Origin of the sequence: Jiangella mangrovi (assembly GCF_014204975.1) — a bacterium.
GTDB classification, from domain to species: domain Bacteria; phylum Actinomycetota; class Actinomycetes; order Jiangellales; family Jiangellaceae; genus Jiangella; species Jiangella mangrovi.
In genome coordinates this window covers 4064731-4085104 of record NZ_JACHMM010000001.1, presented here as the reverse complement: position 1 = coordinate 4085104, position 20374 = coordinate 4064731, and the positions used below count along the sequence as shown (strand labels likewise).

16 protein-coding genes and 1 pseudogene are annotated in these 20374 nt (G+C 71.6%); 9 read left to right on the top strand and 8 right to left on the bottom strand.

The genetic code is table 11. The features are described from left to right. Positions 1-40: 40 nt before the first annotated feature. Both HD601_RS18910 and HD601_RS18905 read right to left on the bottom strand, forming a co-directional pair. Positions 41-1000: a type IV toxin-antitoxin system AbiEi family antitoxin domain-containing protein gene (locus HD601_RS18910; RefSeq protein WP_184824430.1), complete on the bottom strand. Its 960-nt coding sequence runs from the start codon at positions 998-1000 to the stop codon at positions 41-43. A gap of 215 nt (positions 1001-1215) precedes the next feature. Further along, positions 1216-2046: pseudogene (locus HD601_RS18905) on the bottom strand (PAC2 family protein); the annotation flags it as partial. Positions 2047-2211: 165 nt separating this feature from the next. Between HD601_RS18905 and metH the strand changes: the two are divergent. Then, entirely contained in the window at positions 2212-5688 is a 3477-nt protein-coding gene (metH, locus tag HD601_RS18900) for a methionine synthase (RefSeq protein WP_184824426.1), read from the top strand. A 291-nt stretch (positions 5689-5979) separates the two neighbouring features. On the opposite strand, the gene HD601_RS18895 is transcribed toward metH, so the two are convergent. Further along, a complete protein-coding gene (locus HD601_RS18895) occupies positions 5980-6300 on the bottom strand; it encodes an adhesin (protein ID WP_184824424.1) in 321 nt (106 codons plus the stop codon). A 162-nt stretch (positions 6301-6462) separates the two neighbouring features. On the opposite strand from HD601_RS18895, the gene HD601_RS18890 reads away from it, so the two are divergent. From HD601_RS18890 to HD601_RS18865, 6 genes are all read left to right on the top strand, one after another. Then, the gene (locus HD601_RS18890; RefSeq protein ID WP_184824422.1) at positions 6463-7149 is read left to right on the top strand and encodes an HAD family hydrolase; all 687 of its coding nucleotides are present in this window, start codon (positions 6463-6465) and stop codon (positions 7147-7149) included. Between the two features lie 168 nt (positions 7150-7317). Continuing rightward, positions 7318-8979, top strand: coding sequence for an ABC transporter substrate-binding protein (locus HD601_RS18885; RefSeq protein WP_184824420.1), 1662 nt, complete (start codon positions 7318-7320; stop codon positions 8977-8979). A gap of 8 nt (positions 8980-8987) precedes the next feature. Beyond that, entirely contained in the window at positions 8988-9992 is a 1005-nt protein-coding gene (locus tag HD601_RS18880) for an ABC transporter permease (protein WP_184824418.1), read from the top strand. A gap of 4 nt (positions 9993-9996) precedes the next feature. Then, positions 9997-10911 carry an ABC transporter permease gene (locus HD601_RS18875; protein ID WP_184824416.1) on the top strand — a complete coding sequence of 305 codons (915 nt, stop codon included), beginning with the start codon at positions 9997-9999 and terminating at the stop codon, positions 10909-10911. A 2-nt stretch (positions 10912-10913) separates the two neighbouring features. Next, positions 10914-11912, top strand: coding sequence for an oligopeptide/dipeptide ABC transporter ATP-binding protein (locus HD601_RS18870; RefSeq protein WP_184830047.1), 999 nt, complete (start codon positions 10914-10916; stop codon positions 11910-11912). Further along, the gene (locus HD601_RS18865) at positions 11909-13030 is read left to right on the top strand and encodes an ABC transporter ATP-binding protein (protein WP_184824413.1); all 1122 of its coding nucleotides are present in this window, start codon (positions 11909-11911) and stop codon (positions 13028-13030) included. The genes HD601_RS18870 and HD601_RS18865 overlap by 4 nt, the downstream gene beginning before the upstream one ends. Before the next feature lie 60 nt (positions 13031-13090). Here HD601_RS18865 and HD601_RS18860 read toward each other — a convergent pair whose 3' ends face one another. The 4 genes from HD601_RS18860 to HD601_RS33985 form a co-directional block, all read right to left on the bottom strand. After that, positions 13091-15643 carry an ABC transporter permease gene (locus HD601_RS18860; protein ID WP_184824411.1) on the bottom strand — a complete coding sequence of 851 codons (2553 nt, stop codon included), beginning with the start codon at positions 15641-15643 and terminating at the stop codon, positions 13091-13093. Continuing rightward, a complete protein-coding gene (locus HD601_RS18855; protein WP_343076426.1) occupies positions 15640-16401 on the bottom strand; it encodes an ABC transporter ATP-binding protein in 762 nt (253 codons plus the stop codon). The genes HD601_RS18860 and HD601_RS18855 overlap by 4 nt, the downstream gene beginning before the upstream one ends. A gap of 174 nt (positions 16402-16575) precedes the next feature. Then, a complete protein-coding gene (locus tag HD601_RS18850; protein WP_184824409.1) occupies positions 16576-17256 on the bottom strand; it encodes a response regulator in 681 nt (226 codons plus the stop codon). Further along, the gene (locus tag HD601_RS33985) at positions 17253-18482 is read right to left on the bottom strand and encodes a histidine kinase (RefSeq protein ID WP_221441103.1); all 1230 of its coding nucleotides are present in this window, start codon (positions 18480-18482) and stop codon (positions 17253-17255) included. Before HD601_RS33985 ends, HD601_RS18850 begins: the two co-directional genes overlap by 4 nt. A 113-nt stretch (positions 18483-18595) precedes the next feature. On the opposite strand from HD601_RS33985, the gene HD601_RS18840 reads away from it, so the two are divergent. Next, positions 18596-18937, top strand: coding sequence for a PadR family transcriptional regulator (locus HD601_RS18840; protein WP_184824406.1), 342 nt, complete (start codon positions 18596-18598; stop codon positions 18935-18937). Continuing rightward, positions 18934-19446, top strand: a complete 513-nt coding sequence (locus HD601_RS18835) for a hypothetical protein (RefSeq protein WP_184824404.1) — start codon at positions 18934-18936, stop codon at positions 19444-19446. The genes HD601_RS18840 and HD601_RS18835 overlap by 4 nt, the downstream gene beginning before the upstream one ends. A gap of 25 nt (positions 19447-19471) precedes the next feature. Here HD601_RS18835 and HD601_RS18830 read toward each other — a convergent pair whose 3' ends face one another. Next, complete coding sequence (locus HD601_RS18830; protein ID WP_184824402.1) at positions 19472-20374, bottom strand: RecB family exonuclease; 903 nt, start codon at positions 20372-20374, stop codon at positions 19472-19474.

Genomic DNA, 20374 nt, shown 5'->3' with positions numbered 1-20374 from the left:
TCGTGACGCACGCGCAGTCCTCGTGATGTGATCGCGCCCCTCACGCGACGACGACGGGGCGACGGTTCCTGGCGAAGGCCTCGAGGTATCGACCAGCGACGGCCTCGTCCCGGTACAGGTCGGCCCAGACGGTGCGGACCACCTGCAGACCGCGCTCGCGCAGTCGGTCCTCGCGGGTCTTCTCCCGCCAGATCGCGTCCTGGGCCGTCTCGCCGGGACGGAGCAGCACCTCATACTTCATCCGCCCGTCGAACTCGCCCACGGTCGCCTGGTCGGCGAAGTAGAAGTCGACCCGGTCCGCGGAGCCGTCCGGGCCGGGCATGCGGACCTGGAGCTCAGGTCTGGGCAGTCCGATGCGCTCGAGTTGGACCCGGTGCCGCGACTCGCCAACACTCTCGGAGCGTGCGTCCGCGAACTCCACGACACGGCCGGCCGCGCGGGCTCCACGCCAGTCGCGCATGGTGTCGAGCACGGTCAGCAACGGCTCGTTCTTCGTTCCCAGGTGCGCCAGCGCGTCGTCGGCCGTGACCACCGCGGACTCGAAGCCTTCCGTCCGCGCGACGTCGATGGCGGTCCGGGCGTAGCCGGTGACGGGAATGCCGTCGACCTCCATCACATCGGCTTCGGCGAGCGAGCCGGTGTGGTGATGGACGCCGCCCTCGATCCGCGGCGAACGGAGGTCCGACCGCCAGACGTGCACGCGGTTGAGGTCGACGTCCCAGACGCGCAGGCCGGCGACGACGGCCGCGGAGACGTGACAGATCACGACCGGCTTGGCGAGCTGCAGAACCACGGCGTGGCAGAGCGCCCGATGCCTCTCGAGGTCGTCCTTGGCCGCCCAGGACCGTCGATCGGAGTAGGCACCCCGGCGAACGGTCACCCACTGGCCGTTCGCCAGGCGGCGCGCGATCTCGTCGTCGTTCAATCCCGCCGCGAGCGCCTGGGCCCGGGTGACAACGCCGTGCTGCTGGCTCGCGAGGAAGCTGAGCGTCTCGTCCATGCCAGCGACACTTCCCGGCTCCGAGGCCGAGTGCCACGGCCTAGACGCGAAATGTGGACGACTCGGGCTCCCGCCGCGAGCTGTGGACAACCTGCTGGCGGTCGGCCGGCCACCCGCATCACGAGGGCTACTGGCGCATCACGAGGTCTGCAGGCCTCGTGTGGCAGGGAATCGGGTGGTGAACGTGATCATTCCGGACGGGGAGACCGTCAGGTGTCGCGGCGGCGGAGGTAGCGCTCGAACTCGCGGGCGATGTGCTCGCCGGAGGCCTCGGGGAGGTCGACGGTGTCGCGGGCCTCTTCGAGGCGGCGGACGTACTCGGCGACGTCGGAGTCCTCTTCGGCCAGCTCGTCGACGCCGTGCTGCCAGGCCTCGGCCTGCTCGGCGAGGTCGCCCATGGGGATCGGCAGGCCGAGGTGGTCCTCGACCCGCTGCAGCAGGACGAGCGTCGCCTTGGGGCAGGGGGACTGGGCCACGTAGTGCGGCACGGCCGCCCACAGCGACACGGAGTCGAGCCCGGCCTTGGTGGCGGCGTCCTGGAACACCCCGACGATGCCGGTGGGGCCCTCGTAGCGCGACGGCTCGAGGCCGAGGCGCTCGGCCTGGTCGGGGTCGCTCGCCGAGACGGTGACGGGCACCGGCCGGGTGTGCGGGACGTCGGCCAGCAGCGCACCGAGCGTGATGACCTGCTCGCAGCCGAGGTCTGCGGCCACGGAGAGCAGCTCGGCGCAGAACGCGCGCCAGCGCATGTTCGGCTCGATGCCGCGCAGCAGCACGATGTCGCGGTCGTCGAGGCTCGCCACGGACAGCCGGGTGGTGGGCCACTCGATGCTGCGGACGGCGTCCTCGTCGACGCTCACGAGCGGGCGGTTGACCTGGAAGTCGTAGTACTCGTCGGGGTCGAGGGCAGCGACCGACTCGCCGTTCCACACCCGCTCGAGATGCTCGACCCCGGCGGTGGCCGCCTCGCCGGCGTCGTTCCACCCCTCGAATGCCGCGATCAGGACAGGATTGCGCAGCTGCGGCGCCCCATCGATCTCCATCACGCACGTCTCCCTGACTGGAAGGGTCACAACCCCGTCGTCCCTCTGACCAACCCTACGGCTCCGCGCGCCGATTGGCTCGCGGAGGCTCGTCCCAAAATCAGAGACGATTTGTCCGCATGGCGGACTTCAGCTTGTCGCCAGGTCCGCCCGCCATAGTCTGTCGTGATGAGGGGGAGTCTGAGGGAAGCTCTGTCCCGGCGCGTCGTGGTGGCCGACGGAGCCATGGGGACCATGTTGCAGGAAGCCGACCTGACCCTGGACGACTTCCAGGGACATGAGGGCTGCAACGAGATCCTGAACGTCACCAGGCCCGACGTGGTCCGGTACGTCCACGACGCCTACTTCGCCGTCGGCGTCGACGCCGTCGAGACGAACACGTTCGGCGCCAACTGGGCGAACCTGGGGGAGTACGACATCGCCCACCGGATCCACGAGCTCGCCGAGGCCGGCGCCCGGCTGGCCCGCGAGGTCGCCGACGGCTGGTCCACGCCGGACCGCCCGCGCTGGGTCCTCGGCAGCGTCGGGCCCGGCACCAAGCTGCCGTCGCTCGGCCACGTCGACTTCGCGACGCTGCGCGACGCCTACCAGCAGCAGGCCGAAGGGCTGATCCAGGGCGGCGCCGACGCCGTTCTCGTCGAGACCGCGCAGGACCTGCTGCAGGCCAAGGCCGCCATCATTGGCGCCCGCCGCGCCATGAAGGCCGCCGGCGCCGACCTCCCGCTCATGGTCAACGTGACCGTCGAGACCACCGGGACCATGCTGCTGGGCTCCGAGATCGGGGCCGCCCTGACGGCGCTCGCACCGCTCGGCGTCGACCACATCGGGCTCAACTGCGCCACCGGCCCGGCCGAGATGAGCGAACACCTGCGCCACCTCGCCCGCTACGCCCACACCGGCCTGGCCTGCATGCCCAACGCCGGACTGCCCGAGCTGACGGCCGACGGCGCGCACTATCCGCTGACGCCGCAGCAGCTGGCCGACGCCCACGACCTGTTCACCGCCGAGTACGGACTGTCGCTGGTCGGCGGCTGTTGCGGCACGACGCCCGAGCACCTGCGCCAAGTGGTCGAGCGAGTCGGCGGCCGCGAGATCGCCCCGCGCACACCCAACGACGAGCCCGGCGCCGCCAGCCTCTACCAGCACGTCCCGTTCCGCCAGGACACCTCCTACCTCGCCATCGGCGAGCGCACGAACGCCAACGGCTCCAAGGCGTTCCGCGAGGCCATGCTCGAGGGCCGCCTCGACGACTGCGTCGAGATCGCCCGGGCACAGACCCGCGACGGCTCGCACCTGCTCGACCTCTGCATCGACTACGTGGGCCGCGACGGCGCCGCCGACATGCGCACGCTCGCCGCACGACTGGCGACGGCGAGCACGCTGCCGCTCGTCCTCGACTCCACCGAGCCGGCCGTCATCGAGGCCGGCCTCGAGTGCCTGGGCGGGCGCAGCGTCGTCAACTCCGTCAACTACGAGGACGGCGACGGCCCCACCTCGCGCATCCGCAAGCTCATGCCCATGGTCCAGGAGCACGGCGCCGCCGTCGTCGCCCTCACCATCGACGAGGAGGGCCAGGCCCGCACGGCGGAGTGGAAGGTGCGCGTCGCCGAGCGGCTGATCGCCCAGCTCACCGGCGAGTGGGGCATGCGAGTCGAGGACATCGTCGTCGACTGCCTGACGTTCCCCATCGCCACCGGTCAGGAGGAGACCCGCCGCGACGGCATCGAGACCATCGAGGCGATCCGCGAGCTCAAGCGCCGGCACCCGACGGTGCAGACGACGCTCGGCGTCTCGAACGTCTCGTTCGGCCTCAACCCCGCCGCGCGCGCCGTTCTGAACTCCGTCTTCCTGGCCGAGTGCGTCGCCGCCGGCCTCGACTCCGCCATCGTCCACTCCGCGCGCATCCTGCCGGTCTCGCGGATCCCCGAGGAGCAGTACCAGGTCGCCCTCGACCTCGTGTACGACCGCCGCACGCCCGAGTACGACCCGCTCACCCGCTACCTCGAGCTGTTCGAGGGCGTCACGTCGACGACGGAGGACCGCGCGGCCGCCCTGCTCGGCCTGCCGCTGTTCGAGCGGCTCGAGCAGCGGATCGTCGACGGCGAGCGCAAGGGCCTCGAGGACGATCTCGACGAGGCTCTGCAGGAGAAGCCGGCGCTCGAGATCGTCAACGACACCCTGCTGGGCGGCATGCGCACGGTCGGCGAGCTGTTCGGCAGCGGCCAGATGCAGCTGCCGTTCGTGTTGCAGAGCGCCGAGGTCATGAAGGCCGCCGTCGCCCACCTCGAGCCGCACATGGAGCGGGTCGAGGGCGACGACGGCACCAAGGGCACCATCGTGCTGGCCACCGTCAAGGGCGACGTCCACGACATCGGCAAGAACCTCGTCGACATCATCCTGTCGAACAACGGCTACACCGTCGTCAACCTCGGCATCAAGCAGCCCATCAGCGCCATCCTCGACGCGGCCGAGGAGCACGGCGCCGACGTCATCGGCATGTCCGGCCTGCTGGTGAAGAGCACGGTCGTCATGAAGGAGAACCTCGAGGAGATGAACCAGCGCGGCGTGTCGGCGCGCTGGCCGGTGATCCTCGGCGGTGCCGCGCTGACCCGCGCCTTCGTCGAGGACGACCTCGCCGAGCTGTACGCGGGCGAGGTCCGCTACGCCCGCGACGCGTTCGAGGGGCTGCGGCTCATGGACGCCGTCGCCAGCGTGCGCACCGACCCGGACAAGGATCTCGCCGACGTGCTGCCGGCGCTGCGCAAGCGGCGGGTCGCGCGCGTCTCGGCCGCGGACCGGCCGGTCGACGACGGCGACGACGTGCGCTCCGACGTGGCCACCGACAACACCGTCCCGGTGCCGCCGTTCTGGGGCACCCGCGTCGTCCGCGGCCTGCACCTCGCCGACTACGCCGCCTACCTCGACGAGCGGGCGACGTTCATGGGCCAGTGGGGGCTCAAGGGCACCCGCGGCGGCGCGTCCTACGAGGACCTGGTCGAGACCGAGGGCCGGCCCCGGCTGCGCGCGTGGCTGGACCGCCTGCACACCGAGAGCATCCTCGAGGCCGCAGTCGTCTACGGCTACTTCCCGGCCGTCTCCGAGGGCCGCGACCTCGTCGTGCTCGACCCCGACGACCACGGCAAGGAGCTGGAGCGGTTCTCGTTCCCGCGCCAGCGCCGCGACCGCCGCCTGTGCCTGGCCGACTTCTTCCGCCCGCGCGAGTCCGGCGAGGTCGACGTCATCGCGTTCCAGCTGGTCACCATGGGCTCCGGCGTCGCCGAGGCGACCTCGAAGCTGTTCGCCGCCAACTCCTACCGCGACTACCTCGAGCTGCACGGGCTGTCGGTGCAGCTCACCGAGGGGCTGGCGGAGTACTGGCACGCGCGGGTCCGCGACGAGCTCGGGTTCGGCGGCGAGGACGACAAGGACCTCGGCGGCATCCTCAAGCAGGATTACCGCGGCTCGCGCTACTCCTTCGGCTACCCGGCCTGCCCGAACCTCGCCGACCGCGTCAAGCTGGTCCGGCTGCTGCGCCCCGAGCGGATCGGCGTGAACCTCTCCGAGGAGCTGCAGCTGCACCCCGAGCAGTCGACCGACGCGCTGGTCGTCCACCACCCCGAGGCGAAGTACTTCAACGCCACCTGATCGCGCGGGCGGTGCGGGGCGCGACTCGAGCGAAGGGTGGCGGGGTCGGGTTTCGCCGGCCACTGACTGTTGATCATGGAGTAGGTCGGCTTCCGAGGCGCTGTTGACCCGACCTTCTCCATGATCATCAACTTTCTGCGCTCGCGAAACAGGTTGTCCCTGTCATGGCGGGTGAAAGTCCCTCCTCGCGCGGGCGGCGCGGGCGCGACTCGCTCGGGTGAACGGGTATCCCGCCCGCGCCCGCCGCCGGAAGGGGGACAGGGGCGGCGGGCCGCGGGCGGAAGCCTGGGGTCAGCCCGGCATGCCGGGCATGTCGCCGGACCCGGGCCGGCCGTCGATCTGATCGGTGACGGCGAACCGGATGGAGCCGGCGGGGTCGACGGAGGCGTCCAGCGCCTTGTCGTCGAGCATGATGGCGGCGTCGGCGTCGAGGAACAGGCGGGCGCCGGCGTCGTCGAGGACCTGGTCGCCCTCTTCGGGCGAGGGCCGCAGCTCGAGGTCGAGTCCGCCCTCGGGGTTGGCGGCGATGCGCATTCCGGTCCCCATGGGGAGGTCCTCGCGGCCCTCGATGTTGCGGATGACCGCTGCGGCGTTGTCGGTGAGCATGAGCATGGTGGCGTGCACCTCCGGTGGGCGCGCAGCAGCGCGTCCGTTCTTCGGTGTGTGGGTTTCCTGTTGTCAGGGCATCGCGATGGCCGCAGTCCCCACGCTTCCCGCTCGATGCCCATCCGTCAAGCGCGACGGCCGGATCACCGGGGACCGCGGCATGGGACCATGGAGTACGTGACTCCGCCACTTCCCGCCGCGGTCCTCTGGGACATGGACGGCACCATCGTCGACACCGAACCCCTGTGGATGGGCGCCGAGGAGGCGCTCGTGCTGCGCCACGGCGGCACCTGGACCCACGCCGACAGCCTGTCCCTGGTGGGCAGCGACCTGCTCGAAGCGGCCGCCTTCATCCGCGAGCGCGGCTCCATCCCGATGACGCCGGAGCAGATCGTCGAGCACATGGTCGGCGAGGTGCTGAAGGGGATCGCCGACGGCGTCACCTGGCAGCCGGGCGTGTTCGAGCTGCTGGGCGAGCTGCGCGAGCTGGGCGTGCCGCAGGCCCTGGTGACCATGTCGTACCGGAACCTGGCCGAGGCCGTCGTCGCCCAGCTGCCTGCCGGGCTGTTCGGCGCCGTCGTCACCGGCGACGAGGTGACGAACGGCAAGCCGCACCCGGAGCCGTACCTGACGGCGGCCGGCGAGCTCGGCGTCGACCCGGCCGGGTGCGTCGTCATCGAGGACTCGCCGCGCGGGGCGGCGGCCGGGCTCGCGGCCGGGGCGCTGGTGCTGTCGATCCCGAACGCGGTCGCCGCGGTGCCCGAGCCGGGCCTCGTCGTCATCGACTCGATGGCCGGCGTGCGGGCCGCCGATCTCCTCGCGTTGTTCGACGATTCGGCCCTAGACCCGGTGTAATGTCACACAGTCATTTCACATGACGTATTTCGCAACAATGTTGCGAAATCGCGATGTCATCCTGACAACTCGGTGACTGTCCATCACACCCTCACGAAGTACTGTCACAGGCCAACCGGTCGGGAACACCGCCCGGCAGTCGAGTGTGTGAGGTGTGACATGCGTGGCATGAGCCTGAACCGCAGGCTGGCCGCGGGAGCCGTGGCCGGTACCCTGGCCCTGGGACTCACGGCCTGTGGCGGAGACGACGACGGCTCCGCCGAGGGTGGCGACGGCGGTGGCGGCACGCTCGTCTTCGCCGGTTCGGCCGATCCCGTGATCATGGACGGCGCGCTGGTCAGCGACGGCGAGTCCACTCGGGTGATCAATCAGGTCTTCGAGGGCTTGGTCCGCAGCGAAGAGGGCGGCACCGAGATCGAGCCGGCCCTGGCCGAGTCGTGGGAAGCCAGCGACGACGGCCTGACCTGGACGTTCACGCTGCGCGAGGGCGTGACCTTCCACGACGGCGAGGCGCTGGACGCCGAGGCCGTCTGCTTCAACTTCGAGCGCTGGTACAACTTCACCGGCGTCCTGCAGAGCCCCGCGGTCTCCTACTACTGGGGCACCGTCATGGGCGGCTTCGCGGCCAACGAGGACCCCGCCATGGGCGAGAGCCTCTACAGCGGCTGCGAGGCCACCGACGAGCGCACCGCGGTCATCACACTGTCGCGTCCGTCCTCGGCGTTCCTGTCCGCGCTGGCCATGCCCGCGTTCACCATCGCCAGCCCGGCCGCTCTGCAGGAGTTCGAGGCCGACGCCGTCAGCGGCACCGGCGAGGCGCCGTCGTTCGACGGGACCTTCGGCTACGAGCACCCCGTCGGCACCGGCCCGTTCCAGTTCGAGTCGTGGGAGCGCGGCAGCGAGGTGCGGCTGTCGGCGTACGAGGACTACTGGGACGAGCCCGCGCAGGTCGACGAGCTGATCTTCACCGTCATCCCGGACGGCCCGGCCCGCCGGCAGGCCCTGGAGAACGGCGAGATCGACGGCTACGACCTGGTCGACCCGGCCGACGTCGAGCTGCTCGAGACCGGCGGCTTCCAGATCCTGCGCCGACCGGCGTTCAACGTCGCCTACATCGGGTTCCAGCAGAACGTCCCGCCGTTCGACAACCTGCAGATCCGGCAGGCCATAGCGCACGCGATCGACTTCGACAACATCATCCGGACCAACTACCCGGAGGGTGCGGTCAAGGCGACGCAGTTCATGCCGCCGGAGCTGTTCGGCTGGGCCGACGACGTCACGACGTACGACTACGACCCGGACCTCGCCCGCGACCTGATCGCGCAGTCCGGCGTCACCGACCTGACGCTGCCGTTCTGGTACCCGACCGACGTCACCCGGCCGTACATGCCCAACGCCCAGGCCAACTGGGAGCTCATGACGACCGACCTCGAGGCCGTCGGCTTCACCGTCGAGCCGCACACGGCGCCCTGGAACCCGGACTACCTCGACGCCACCCAGACCGGCGGCACGCCGATGTTCCTGCTGGGCTGGAACGGCGACTTCGGTGACCCGGACAACTTCATCGGCACGTTCTTCCAGGACGTCAACCCGCAGTTCGGCAGCTTCGACAACCCGGAGATCTTCGCCAAGCTCGACGAGGCCGAGCAGGAGACCGACCAGGAGGCGCGGGCCGCGCTGTACCAGGAGGCCAACCGCCTGATCATGGACTTCGTGCCGGGCATCCCCTACGTCCACAGCGAACCGGCCATCGCCTTCCGTGAGGGCGTGTCCGGCTTCGTGCCCGACCCGTTGTCGAACGAGAGCTTCTCCACGGTCACGGTCGATTGACGGTCTAGATGCTCAAGTTCGCCGTACGGCGGCTCCTGCTGCTCGTCCCGATCCTGCTCGGGCTGTCGTTGCTGTTGTTCGTGTGGTTGCGCGCGCTTCCGGGAGGGCCGGCCCAGGCCCTCCTGGGGGAGCGTGCGACCGCCGAGTCCGTCGCCCGCATCGAGGAGCTCTACGGGCTCAACGAGCCCTGGTACGTCCAGTACTGGAAGTTCCTCTCCGCGGCGGTGCGACTCGACTTCGGCAACAGCGCCAACACCAACCGGCCGGTGACCGAGGAGATGATGCGGACCTTCCCGGCCACCTTCGAGTTGGCGACGGCCGCGCTGATCTTCGCGGTCGGCATCGGTATCCCGCTGGGCTACTTCGCGGCGAAGAAGTACGGCAGCTGGCTGGACAACCTGTCGGTGTCGGGCTCGCTGCTGGGCGTCGCCGTGCCGGTGTTCTTCCTGGCCTACATCCTCAAGTACGTGTTCAGCGTCAAGCTGGGCTGGTTCCCGACCCAGGGCCGGGACGACCCGCGCATCGACGCGGAGCATCCCACCGGCCTGTACGTGCTCGACGGCATCATCACCGGCAACCTCGAGGCCAGCTGGGACGCGATCATGCACCTGGTGCTGCCGGCCATCGCGCTGGGCGCCATCCCGCTGGCCATCATCGTCCGCATCACCCGGGCCAGCGTGCTCGACGTCGTGAACGAGGACTACGTGCGCACGGCCGAGGCGAAGGGCCTGTACGAGCGGACGATCACCCGCCGGCACGTGCTGCGCAACGCGCTGCTGCCGGTGGCGACCGTCATCGGGCTGTCGGCCGGGTTGCTGTTCTCCGGCGCCATCCTGACCGAGACGGTGTTCGCCTTCGACGGCGTCGGCCGGTTCATCTATGAGGCGATCACCGTGCGGGACTACGCCGTCCTGCAGGGGTTCATCCTGGTGATCGCGGCGATGTACGTCGTCGTGAACCTGCTGGTCGACCTGTCGTACGGGCTGATCGACCCACGAGTACGGGTGAGGTGATCGCATGAGCCTGTCCGAGATCGAGGCGACCACCGAGTCCGAACCGGTCGAGCCGGCCGGCGGCAACCTGCGCAAGGAGGCGTGGAAGCGGCTGCGCCGCGACCCCGTCGCCCTCGTCGGGTTCGCCATGATCGGCTTCTTCGTGCTGGTCGCGATCTTCGCCCCGCTGATCGCGCCGTACGCGCCCGACGCCCAGCCCGGCCGCGGGATGATCACGCCCACGAACATCCCCGGCCCGTCCGCGGAGCACTGGTTCGGCCTGGACGCCTCCGGCCGCGACGAGTTCAGCCGGGTCGTCTACGGCGCACGGCAGTCGCTGCTGGTGGGCGTCGTGGCGACGTTGTTCGGCATGGCCGGAGGCCTGATCCTGGGCACCCTCGCCGGCGCGTTCGGCGGCAAGGTCGACGCCGTCATCATGCGGATCGTCGACATCATGCTGTCCATCCCCGGCCTGCTCATGGCCATCGCCATCGCCGCGCTGCTGGGCGCCAGCTTCTGGTCGGTGATGATCGCCATCGCGATCATCAACGTGCCGGTGTTCGCCCGGCTGCTCCGCGGCCAGATGCTGGCCCAGCGCGGGTCCGACTACGTCATGGCAGCCGTGTCGATCGGGGTGCGGCGGCGGCCGATCGTGTTCGGCCACATCCTGCCGAACTCGATCTCGCCGGTCATCGTCCAGGCGACGCTGACGCTGGCGACGGCGATCATCGAGGCCGCCGGGCTCTCGTTCCTCGGCCTGGGCAGTGCCGACCCGCGGGTCCCCGAGTGGGGCCGCATGCTCGCCGACACCCAGCGCTACCTGGCCTCCGCGCCGCACCTGGCGTTCTTCCCCGGCATCGCGATCGTCATCGCCGCTCTGGGCTTCACCATGCTCGGCGAGCGGCTGCGCGAGGCCATCGACCCCAAGTACAGGCGGTGAGTGTGACAGGCTCCGAACCCCTGCTCGACGTCCGCGACCTGACGGTCACCTTCACCCGCAAGGGCGGGCCGTCGGTGCGGGCGGTCGACGGCGTCTCGTTCACCGTCCGGCCGGGCGAGACCGTCGGCCTGGTGGGGGAGTCCGGGTCCGGCAAGTCGGTGACGTCGCTGGCGGTCATGGGGCTGCTGCCGAAGCGCGGCGTGCAGGTGGGCGGGCAGGTGCTCTACGACACCGACGACCTGCTGACGCTGCCGCGCGACCGCATGCGCGACATCCGCGGCCGCGACGTCGCCATGGTCTTCCAGGACCCGATGTCGTCACTGAACCCGGTGGTGCCCATCGGCATCCAGGTCACCGAGGTGCTGGAGCGCCATCAGGACCTCAAGGGCGAGGCGGCGCGGGCCGCGGCCGAGGACCTGCTCTTCCGTGTCGGCATCCCGGACCCGAACCGCCGGCTCAAGGAGTACCCGCACCAGCTCTCCGGCGGCATGCGCCAGCGCGCGCTCATCGCCATGGCGCTGGCCTGCAAGCCGCGGCTGCTCATCGCCGACGAGCCGACGACAGCGCTCGACGTCACCATCCAGGCGCAGATCATCGAGCTGCTCAAGGAGCTGGTCCAGGACACCGGTGCGTCGCTGGTGATGATCACCCACGACCTCGGTGTCGTCGCCGGGCTGTGCGACACCGTCCACGTCATGTACTCCGGGCGCGTCGTCGAGTCGGCCGGACGGCGCGAGCTGTTCGCCGAGCCCCGGCACCCCTACACCGGCGGGCTGCTGGCGTCGGTGCCCCGGCTCGACGCGCCCCGCGGCACCCCACTGCACCCGATCCCGGGCTCGCCCACCGATGTGCTGCACTGGGAGAAGGGCTGCGCGTTCGCGCCGCGATGCCCGAACCGGCTGGCCGCCTGCCTCGACGGCCCACCGCGGCTGGAGTCGCTGGGCGGACGGTCACTGCGCTGCCTGAACCCGCTGGAGCAGACCGAGGAGGTGCCCGCATGAGCCAGACATCCCCGCCCTCGGCGGAGAAGCGTGCCTCGGTCGAGAACCTGCTGTCCGTGCGCGGGCTCGAGGTGCACTTCCCGATCAAGTCCGGCATCGTCGTCGAGCGCCAGGTCGGGTCCGTCAAGGCCGTCGACGGCGTCGACCTCGACATCCCGCGGGGCGCCACCGTCGGCCTGGTGGGGGAGTCCGGCTGCGGCAAGTCGACCCTCGGCCGGGCCATCCTGCGCCTCGTCGAGCCCACCGCCGGCACCGTCACCTTCGGCGACGTCGACGTGCGCTCGCTCGCGGGCGAAGAGCTGCGCCGCATGCGCCGGCAGATGCAGATGGTCTTCCAGGACCCCATGGCCAGTCTCGACCCGCGGCAGAACGTGCAGTCCGTGCTGAGTGAGCCGCTGCGGGCGCACGGCATCGGCGGCGACCACCGCGCCCGCGTGCGCGAGCTGCTGAACCTGGTCGGCCTGCCCGCCTCGGCGGCGAACCGGTACCCGCACGAGTTCTCCGGCGGCCAGCGCCAGCGCATCGGCATCGCCCGGGCCATCGCGCTGGAGCCGCAGCTCATCGTGGCCGACGAGCCGGTGTCGGCGCTCGACGTGTCCATCCAGGCTCAGGTGGTGAACCTGCTCGAGGAGCTCCAGGACCGCCTCGGGTTGACCTACCTGGTCATCGCGCACGACCTCGCCGTCGTCCGGCACATCGCCGACGTCGTCGCCGTCATGTACCTGGGCGGGTTGGTCGAGCAGGCGCCGTCGGACGACCTGTACGCGACGCCGCTGCACCCGTACACGAAGGCGCTGATGTCGGCGGTCCCGATCCCGGACCCCGAGGTCGAGGACACCCGGCAGCGGATCCTGCTGCAGGGCGACCTGCCCTCGCCGGCTGACCCGCCCACGGGCTGCCGGTTCCACACCCGCTGCCCGTTCCGCCAGCCCACCCGCTGCGCCGACGAGCGACCGGCGCTGCGGACGGTGGCCGGCCACGCCGACGCGCACCGCGTCGCCTGCCACTGGGCCGAGGACATCGAGGCCGGGCGGATCCGCCCCGCCGCGAGCGCCGTCGTCGACCCCGATCAGCAGCCGGACCCGGAGCCCGACCCGAATCCCGCGCCGGCGACCTGAGACGAGGGGGGAGCCGCCACCCGGGCACGGGGTGGCGGCTCCCGGTCTCGGTCCCGCGGGCTACTCCGTCGTGATCGCCCGCAGGACGTCGAGCTTCGCCGCTCGGCGGGCCGGCCAGACGGCGGCCAGCACGCCGATGACCGCGGCCAGGACGACGAACACGATCAGCTGGCCGCCGGGGATCGCGAGCTGGTCCAGCCCGTCGTCGGCGATGGCCCGCTGCAGCGACACCCCGAACAGCAGGCCGAGCGCGACGCCCAGCACCGCGCCCAGGACGGCGATGGCGATCGACTCGAGCCGGATGGTGCGCCGCAGCTGGCGCCGGCTCAGGCCGACCGCCCGCAGCAGCCCGACCTCGCGGGTGCGCTCCATGACCGACAGTGCCAGCGTGTTGACGATGCCGAGGACCGCGATGAGCACGGCCAGCCCGAGCAGCGCGTAGACCAGGAACAGCAGCTGGTTCACCTGGTCGCGCGAGGAGTCCTTGTACTCCTCCTGGTCCTGGACGGTGACCGTCGGGATGTCCGCCGTCACCTGGTCCAGGCCCTCGTGGACGGTGGCGAGGTCGGCGCCGTCGTCGGCCAGGACGTAGAGCAGCGAGTCCAGCGCCGGCACCGCGCCGTCCTCGAGCGTCTGCGTGCTGACGATGATGCCGCCGGACAGCAGCGGCGACTGGCCGTAGATGCCGACCAGCTCGATCTCCTCGTCGGAGCCGGGCAGCTGCAGCCGGACGGTGTCGCCGACGGCGAGGCCCTCGGACTCCGCCTGCTGCTCGCCGATGAGGAACCCGCCGCCGCTGAGGTCGTCGCTGCCCTCGACCATCGGCAGGTCGGCGGCGCGGCCGTAGGCGACCGGGTCGAACGCCTGCAGGAAGGTCTGGTCGCCGTCGACCAGCCCGCCGGACATCCGCACCGGGACGACCTCGTCGACGCCGTCGACCTGGCTCGCCTCCTGTGCGATGGTCGGCGAGAACGGCTGCCCGACGGCGTTGGACACGACGAACTGTGCGCGGACGCCGTCGTCGAGGGCGCGGTCGATGGTCGCGTTGGCCGAGGCGCCGATGATGGAGATGGCCGTGACCAGCGCCATGCCGATCATCAGCGCCGACGCCGTGGCCGCCGTGCGGCGCGGGTTGCGCAGCGCGTTCTCTCGGGCCAGCCGGCCGACGGTGCCGAACGCCCTGGGGTACCAGCCGGCGACGACGCGGAGCACCGGGCTCGCCAGCACCGGCGCCAGCAGCGCCACACCGATGAAGACCGCGAAGATGCCGGCGCCGACCATCAGCGCGGCGTCGTCGACGTCGGCGAACAGGCCGGTGGCCATGGCGACCGCTCCGAGCAGGGTCAACGCGCCGCCGATCCACAGGTGCCAGCGCCGCGACGACTCCGTGGTGGCGACGTCGTCGCGCATGGCCGCCACCGGCGGGACCCGCGAGGCGCGCCGGGCCGGCACGTACGCGGCGATCATGGTCACCACGATGCCCACGACGTAGGCGACGATGACCGTCCGCGGCAGCAGCACGAGGCCGCCGGCCAGCTCCAGCCCGAACGCGCCGAACACCGTCTTGAGCAGCTGCGCGACACCCAGCCCGAGCAGCAGGCCCAGGGTGGAGCCGACGACGCCGACGACGAACGCCTCGAGCAGCACCGACCGCGTCACCTGCCGCCGTCCGGCGCCGAGCGCCCGGAACAGCGCCATCTCCTGCGAGCGCTGCGCCACCAGGATCGAGAACGTGTTGAGGATGAGGAACACGCCGACGAACAGCGCGATCGCGGCGAACACCAGCAGGAACGTGTTGAAGAAGCCGAGGCCCTCCTCGATGGCCGACGCCGTCTCCTCGTCGACCTCGGCGCCGGTCAGCGCCTCGAAGTCGCCGGGCAGCATCGCGCTGATCTCGTCGCGCACGTCCTCGGAGCTCGCGCCGTCGGCCGCCGTGACCGAGATGCGGTTGTAGGCGTCGTCGCCGCCGACGAAGAGCTCCTGCGCGTAGCGGGTCTCGAAGACCGACAGGCTGGCGCCGGCCAGGCTGCCGCCCTCGCCGAACCGGACGACGCCGACGAGCTCCGCGGTGAGCCGGGGCTGGTCGCCGGTGCTGACGAAGCTCACCTCGTCGCCGATCTGGTACCCGGACCGCTCGAACGTGCGGTCGTCGAGCGCGACCTCGCCCGGGCCGGCCGGCAGGTCGCCGTCGACCAGGCGCAGCACCGGGTCGCCGTCGGCCGCGGGGCCGTCGTGCCAGTTGACGGCGATGCCGGGGGCGCCCGGGGTGGTCATGACGTCGCCGTCGCTGTCCAGGACGAAGAAGCTCTGGTTCTCGATCTCGCCGTCGGCGCGCTCGACGCCGGGCAGGGCGGCGACGTCGTCGACCAGGTCCGACGGGATGGTCGTGGTGGTGCCGGTGGGCATGGTGAAGATGTCGGTCTCGCCCGGCAGGTCCGGGCGCACGACGACGTCGGAGGACAGGCCGCCGAAGATGTCGTCGAAGGTCCGGTCGATGGTGTCGGTGAACACGTACGAGCCGGCCACGAACGCCACACCGAGCACGATGGCGAACGCGCTCATGGCCAGCCGCAGCTTGCGGGCGGCCAGGCTCTTGAGGGTCGCGCGGATCATGCCTGCTGCCCCACGGCGTCGAAGCCCTTCATGCGCTCCAGCACCTTCTCGGCCGTCGGGTCGGTCATCTCGTCGACGATCTGGCCGTCGGCGAGGAACAGCACCCGGTCGGAGTAGGCGGCGGCGTTGGGGTCGTGCGTGACCATGACGATGGTCTGGCCGAACTCGCGGACCGACCGGCGCAGGAACGAGAGCACCTCGGTGCCGGACCGCGAGTCGAGGTTGCCGGTGGGCTCGTCGGCGAAGATGATCTCGGGCTTGCTGACCAGCGCCCGGGCGCACGCCACCCGCTGCTGCTGGCCGCCGGAGAGCTGGTTGGGCTTGTGGCTGAGCCGGTCGGCCAGGCCGACGGTCGAGATGACGGTGTCGAACCACTCCTTGTCGACGTCGCGGCCGGCGATGTCGAGAGGCAGCGTGATGTTCTCGCGCGCCGTCAGCGTCGGGATCAGGTTGAACGCCTGGAAGATGAAGCCGATCTTGTCGCGGCGCAGGCGGGTGAGCTCCTTGTCGTTGAGCTTGCTCAGCTCCGTGTCGCCGACGTACACCTGCCCCGACGTCGACGAGTCCAGCGCGGCCATGCAGTGCATGAGCGTGGACTTGCCGGAGCCGGAAGGGCCCATGATGGCGGTGTACGCGCCGGCGGTGAACTCCACCGTCACCCCGCCCAGAGCCACCACCTGGGTGTCGTCCTTGCCATAGATCTTGGTCAGGTCAACGGCGCGGGCCGCCGTGCTCGGCGAGCTGGGTTCCGTCGTCACCGGTGCGCTCCTCGTCAGCTGGTTCGTGGATCGTGTTCCACGCTATGGGCCGGCGGCGCCGGGATGATCGGCGAACGGCACGGTCTGTCGGCTCCACCGTGAGGAGTAGGAGGGTGGATCTGCCCGTCCTGCGGGCGTACGCCCCGCCTCGGCGGGCGTGCTCAGCCCGGCTGCTCAGAGCGCGCCGGGCTGGACCAGGCCGCTCTCATAGGCGTAGACGGCGGCCTGGACGCGGTCGCGCAGGCTCAGCTTCGTCAGCACGTTGCCGACGTGGGTCTTCACCGTCGTCTCGCTGACGACGAGCTCGGCGGCGATCTCGGCGTTGGAGTAGCCGCGCGCCACCAGAGTGAGCACCTCGCGCTCGCGGTCGGTGAGGTGCGCGAGGTTGGCCGGCGTGGGGGAGTCGGTGGCGGGGAAGCGGCTCGCGAACATGTCGAGCAGCCGGCGGGTGATGCTGGGGGCGACGACGGCGTCACCGCGCGACACCGTGCGGATGGCCGTCACCAGGTCCTCCGCGGGCACGTCCTTGAGGAGGAAGCCGCTGGCGCCGGCCCGCAGCGCCTCGACGACGTACTCGTCGAGGTCGAAGGTGGTGAGCACGAGGACGCGCGGGGCGGTCTCGCGGGCGGCGCCGGTGATCTGCCGGGTGGCCTGGACGCCGTCGACCCGCGGCATGCGGATGTCCATGAGGACGACGTCGGGCTGCAGGGCCCGCGCGTCGGCGACCGCCTGCTCGCCGTCGCCGGACTCGCCGACGACCGCGATGTCGGACTCGGCCTCGAGGATCATGCGGAATCCGGTGCGCAGCAGCGGCTGGTCGTCCACCAGCAGGACCCGGATGGGCTGGGCCGTCATCGTGACATCGCTCCGTTACTGTCGTACGGGATCTTCGCCCGCACCTCGTAGCCGCCGCCGCGGCGCGGTCCGGCCGCGAGGGTTCCACCATAGAGGGCCACCCGCTCGCGCATGCCGAGCAGGCCGTGTCCAGGGCGTCGCCCCTCGAGTGCGGCCGCCACGCCGTGGCCGTCGTCGCTCACCTCGACGTGCACCTCCGACGGGAGGTACTGGACGTGGACGGTGGCGGCCGACGGTCCCGCGTGCTTGATCGTGTTGGTGAGCGCCTCCTGGATGACCCGGAAGGCGGCGAGGTCGACGCCGACGGGGACGGCGCCCGGCTCGCCCTCGACGCGGATGTCGACGGGCAGCCCGGCGTCGCGCATCTGCTCGGCCAGCAGCTCGAGGTCGCCGAGGCCGGGTTGCGGCGCCAGCGTGGCCGGCTGGGCGCCGCGGTCGTCGCCGTCGGGGGTGCGCAGGACGCCGACGACCCGGCGCATCTCCTGCAGCGCCGACCGGCCGACGTCCTCGATGGCCTGCAGGGCGTCGGCGGTGCGGTCGACGTCGCGGCGCAGGGACCGGCGTGCGCCGGCCGCCTGCACCGTCATGACCGACACGTGGTGGGCGACGACGTCGTGCAGTTCGCGGGCGATGCGGGAGCGCTCCTCGGCGATGGCGGCCCGCACCTCGACGTCGTGGGCGCGCTCGAGCCGGCGGGCGCGGTCCTCGAGCTCGGCGGTGTAGAGGCGCCGGCTGCGCACCGCCCGCCCGATGCCCCACGCGCCAAGGATGAGCAGGCAGCTGATGATGATGTTGGCCCCGAGGTCCATGCTGAGATCGGGGTGGCGGTCGACGCTGACGACGGCGTAGGCGGCCGACGCCGCGACCTGGGCGCCCGCGACCAGCAACGACGCCGCCAGCCCGCCGTAGTTGGCCGCCGTGTAGATGGCGATCAGCGCCACCACGGCCGCCGTGGGCATGGCGTAGTCGACGGCGGTGAAGGCGGCCAGCCCGGCCGCGGTGATCAGCCCGACGGCGACCGGGTGCTTGCGGCGCGCGATCAGGGGGACCGTGATGACCAGCACCAGCGCGATGCCCAGCGCATCGGCGTCGGCGTACTCGACGCCGCTGGGGTCGGTGTAGACGAACAGCGCGACCACCGCCGTGACCGACAGGACGATCGTGAGGGACGCGTCCAGCAGCCACGGCTCGATGCGGGGGAAGAGCTTGGCGCGCGCCGTCGTCACACGATCAACGGTAGGCCGCACTACACCGCCCGCAACTCGTCCTCGACGTGGAGCTGTGGCCTCCACCAGCAGGCTAGGTTGCGAGCCTGACTAGGTAGCGTTACTGTCTAGCCATGCCCGACGAGAGATGGCCCGCCGAGTGGATGCGGGCGGTGCTGCCGCTCAGCGTCCTGAGCGTCGTGGCCGACGAGGAGACCTACGGCTACGTCATCGCCCGGCGGCTCGACGACGCCGGCTTCGGCACGGTCAAGGGCGGCACGCTGTACCCGATCCTCGGCCGCCTCGAGGACGACGGGCTGGTGACGTCGTCGTGGCGCGAGGGCGACGGCGGGCCGGGGCGGAAGTACTTCACCGCCACGCCCGCCGGCCGGGCCGCGCTGGCCGAGCGCTCCGAGCGCTGGGCCGCCTTCGCCGCGACCACCCACGGACTGCTGACCAGAAAGGCCGACGCATGATCACCGACACCGAGAAGTACCGGCGCGAGCTGCTCACCGCCCTGCGCCTGCGCGACGTCGACGCCGACCGCATCGGCGAGGTCCTGGCCGAGGTCGACAGCCACGTCGCCGAGACCGGCGAGGACCCGCGCGAGGCCTTCGGCGCACCGGCCGACTACGCCCGCGTCATCGGCGACGGCGTCCGCGGCCTGTCCGAGCGCGAGCGGCGGACCCGCAACGCCGGGCACGCGCTCATGGGCGGGTTGGTCGGCGCGGTCAGCGTGCTCGGCATCATGGCCGTGGTCCGCGGCGACGAGACCGCGCTGGGGATGCCGGCCTGGCTCACGCTGGCGCTCGGCCTGCTCGGCGCGGTGCTGGGCATCGTGCTGCTGGCCGTCCGGGCCCGCGTGGTGCGCGACCCGCGGACCGGCCGCCCGGTCGACCCGTCGCAGCGCTGGTTCGCGCCCGTCGTGCTGGCCGGTTACGCCGTCGTGCTCGCCGCCTGCGCCGGGCTCGCCGCGATGCTGTAGCGCCGGCGGCGCCGCCGGGCGGGCGTCAGGCGTCGACCGGGGAGGTGCGGGGAGACGGGGCCTCGTCGTCGTCGGCTGTGGCGACGGTGGCGGGCAGCGGGGGCGGGGTGCCGCCGTAGGCCGGGCAGAGCGCCTGGTGGGAGCACCAGTCGCAGAGCCGGCTGGGGCTGGCCCGCCAGTCGCCGGACTCGGTGGCGCGCTCGATGGCCGCCCACAGCGCCGCCAGCTTGCGCTCGGTGGCGCGGAGGTCGGCCTCGTCGGGCTCGTAGCGCAGCAGCTCGCCGCTGCCGAGGTAGATGAGCTGCAGCAGCCGCGGCACCCGCCCGTGCAGCCGCCAGAGCACGAGCGCGTAGAACCGCATCTGGAACATGGCCCGCTGCTCGAACCCGGCCCGCGGCGCCTTGCCGGTCTTGTAGTCGACGACGCGGAGGTCGCCGGTGGCCTCGGCACGGTCGAGACGGTCGACGTAGCCGCGCAGCCGCAGCCCGGAGTCGAGCGTGGTCTCGACGTACAGCTCGCGCTCGGCCGGCTCGAGGCGGCCGGGGTCCTCGAGCGTGAAGTACTTCTCGACCAGCTGCTCGGCGCTGGCCAGCCAGTCGGCGAGGGCCGAGCCGTCCTCGTCGTCGGCGAACAGCTCGGCGACCGCGGGCTCGGCCTCGAGCAGCTCGTCCCACGCGGGCCGCACCAACCCCGTCGCGCGGCTCGGGGTGCGCTCGCCGGCCGGGAGGTCGTAGAGGTGCTCGAGCACGCTGTGCACGACGGTGCCGCGGGTGGCCTCGGAGCTGGGCGGCTCGGGCAGCCGGTCGATGGTGCGGAAGCGGTAGAGCAGCGGGCACGTCATGAAATCGGCCGCGCGCGACGGCGACAGGCTCGGCACGCGCGGGGCCGCGGGGTCGTCCCCGAGGTCGGCGCGCGTGCGGATCGTCAT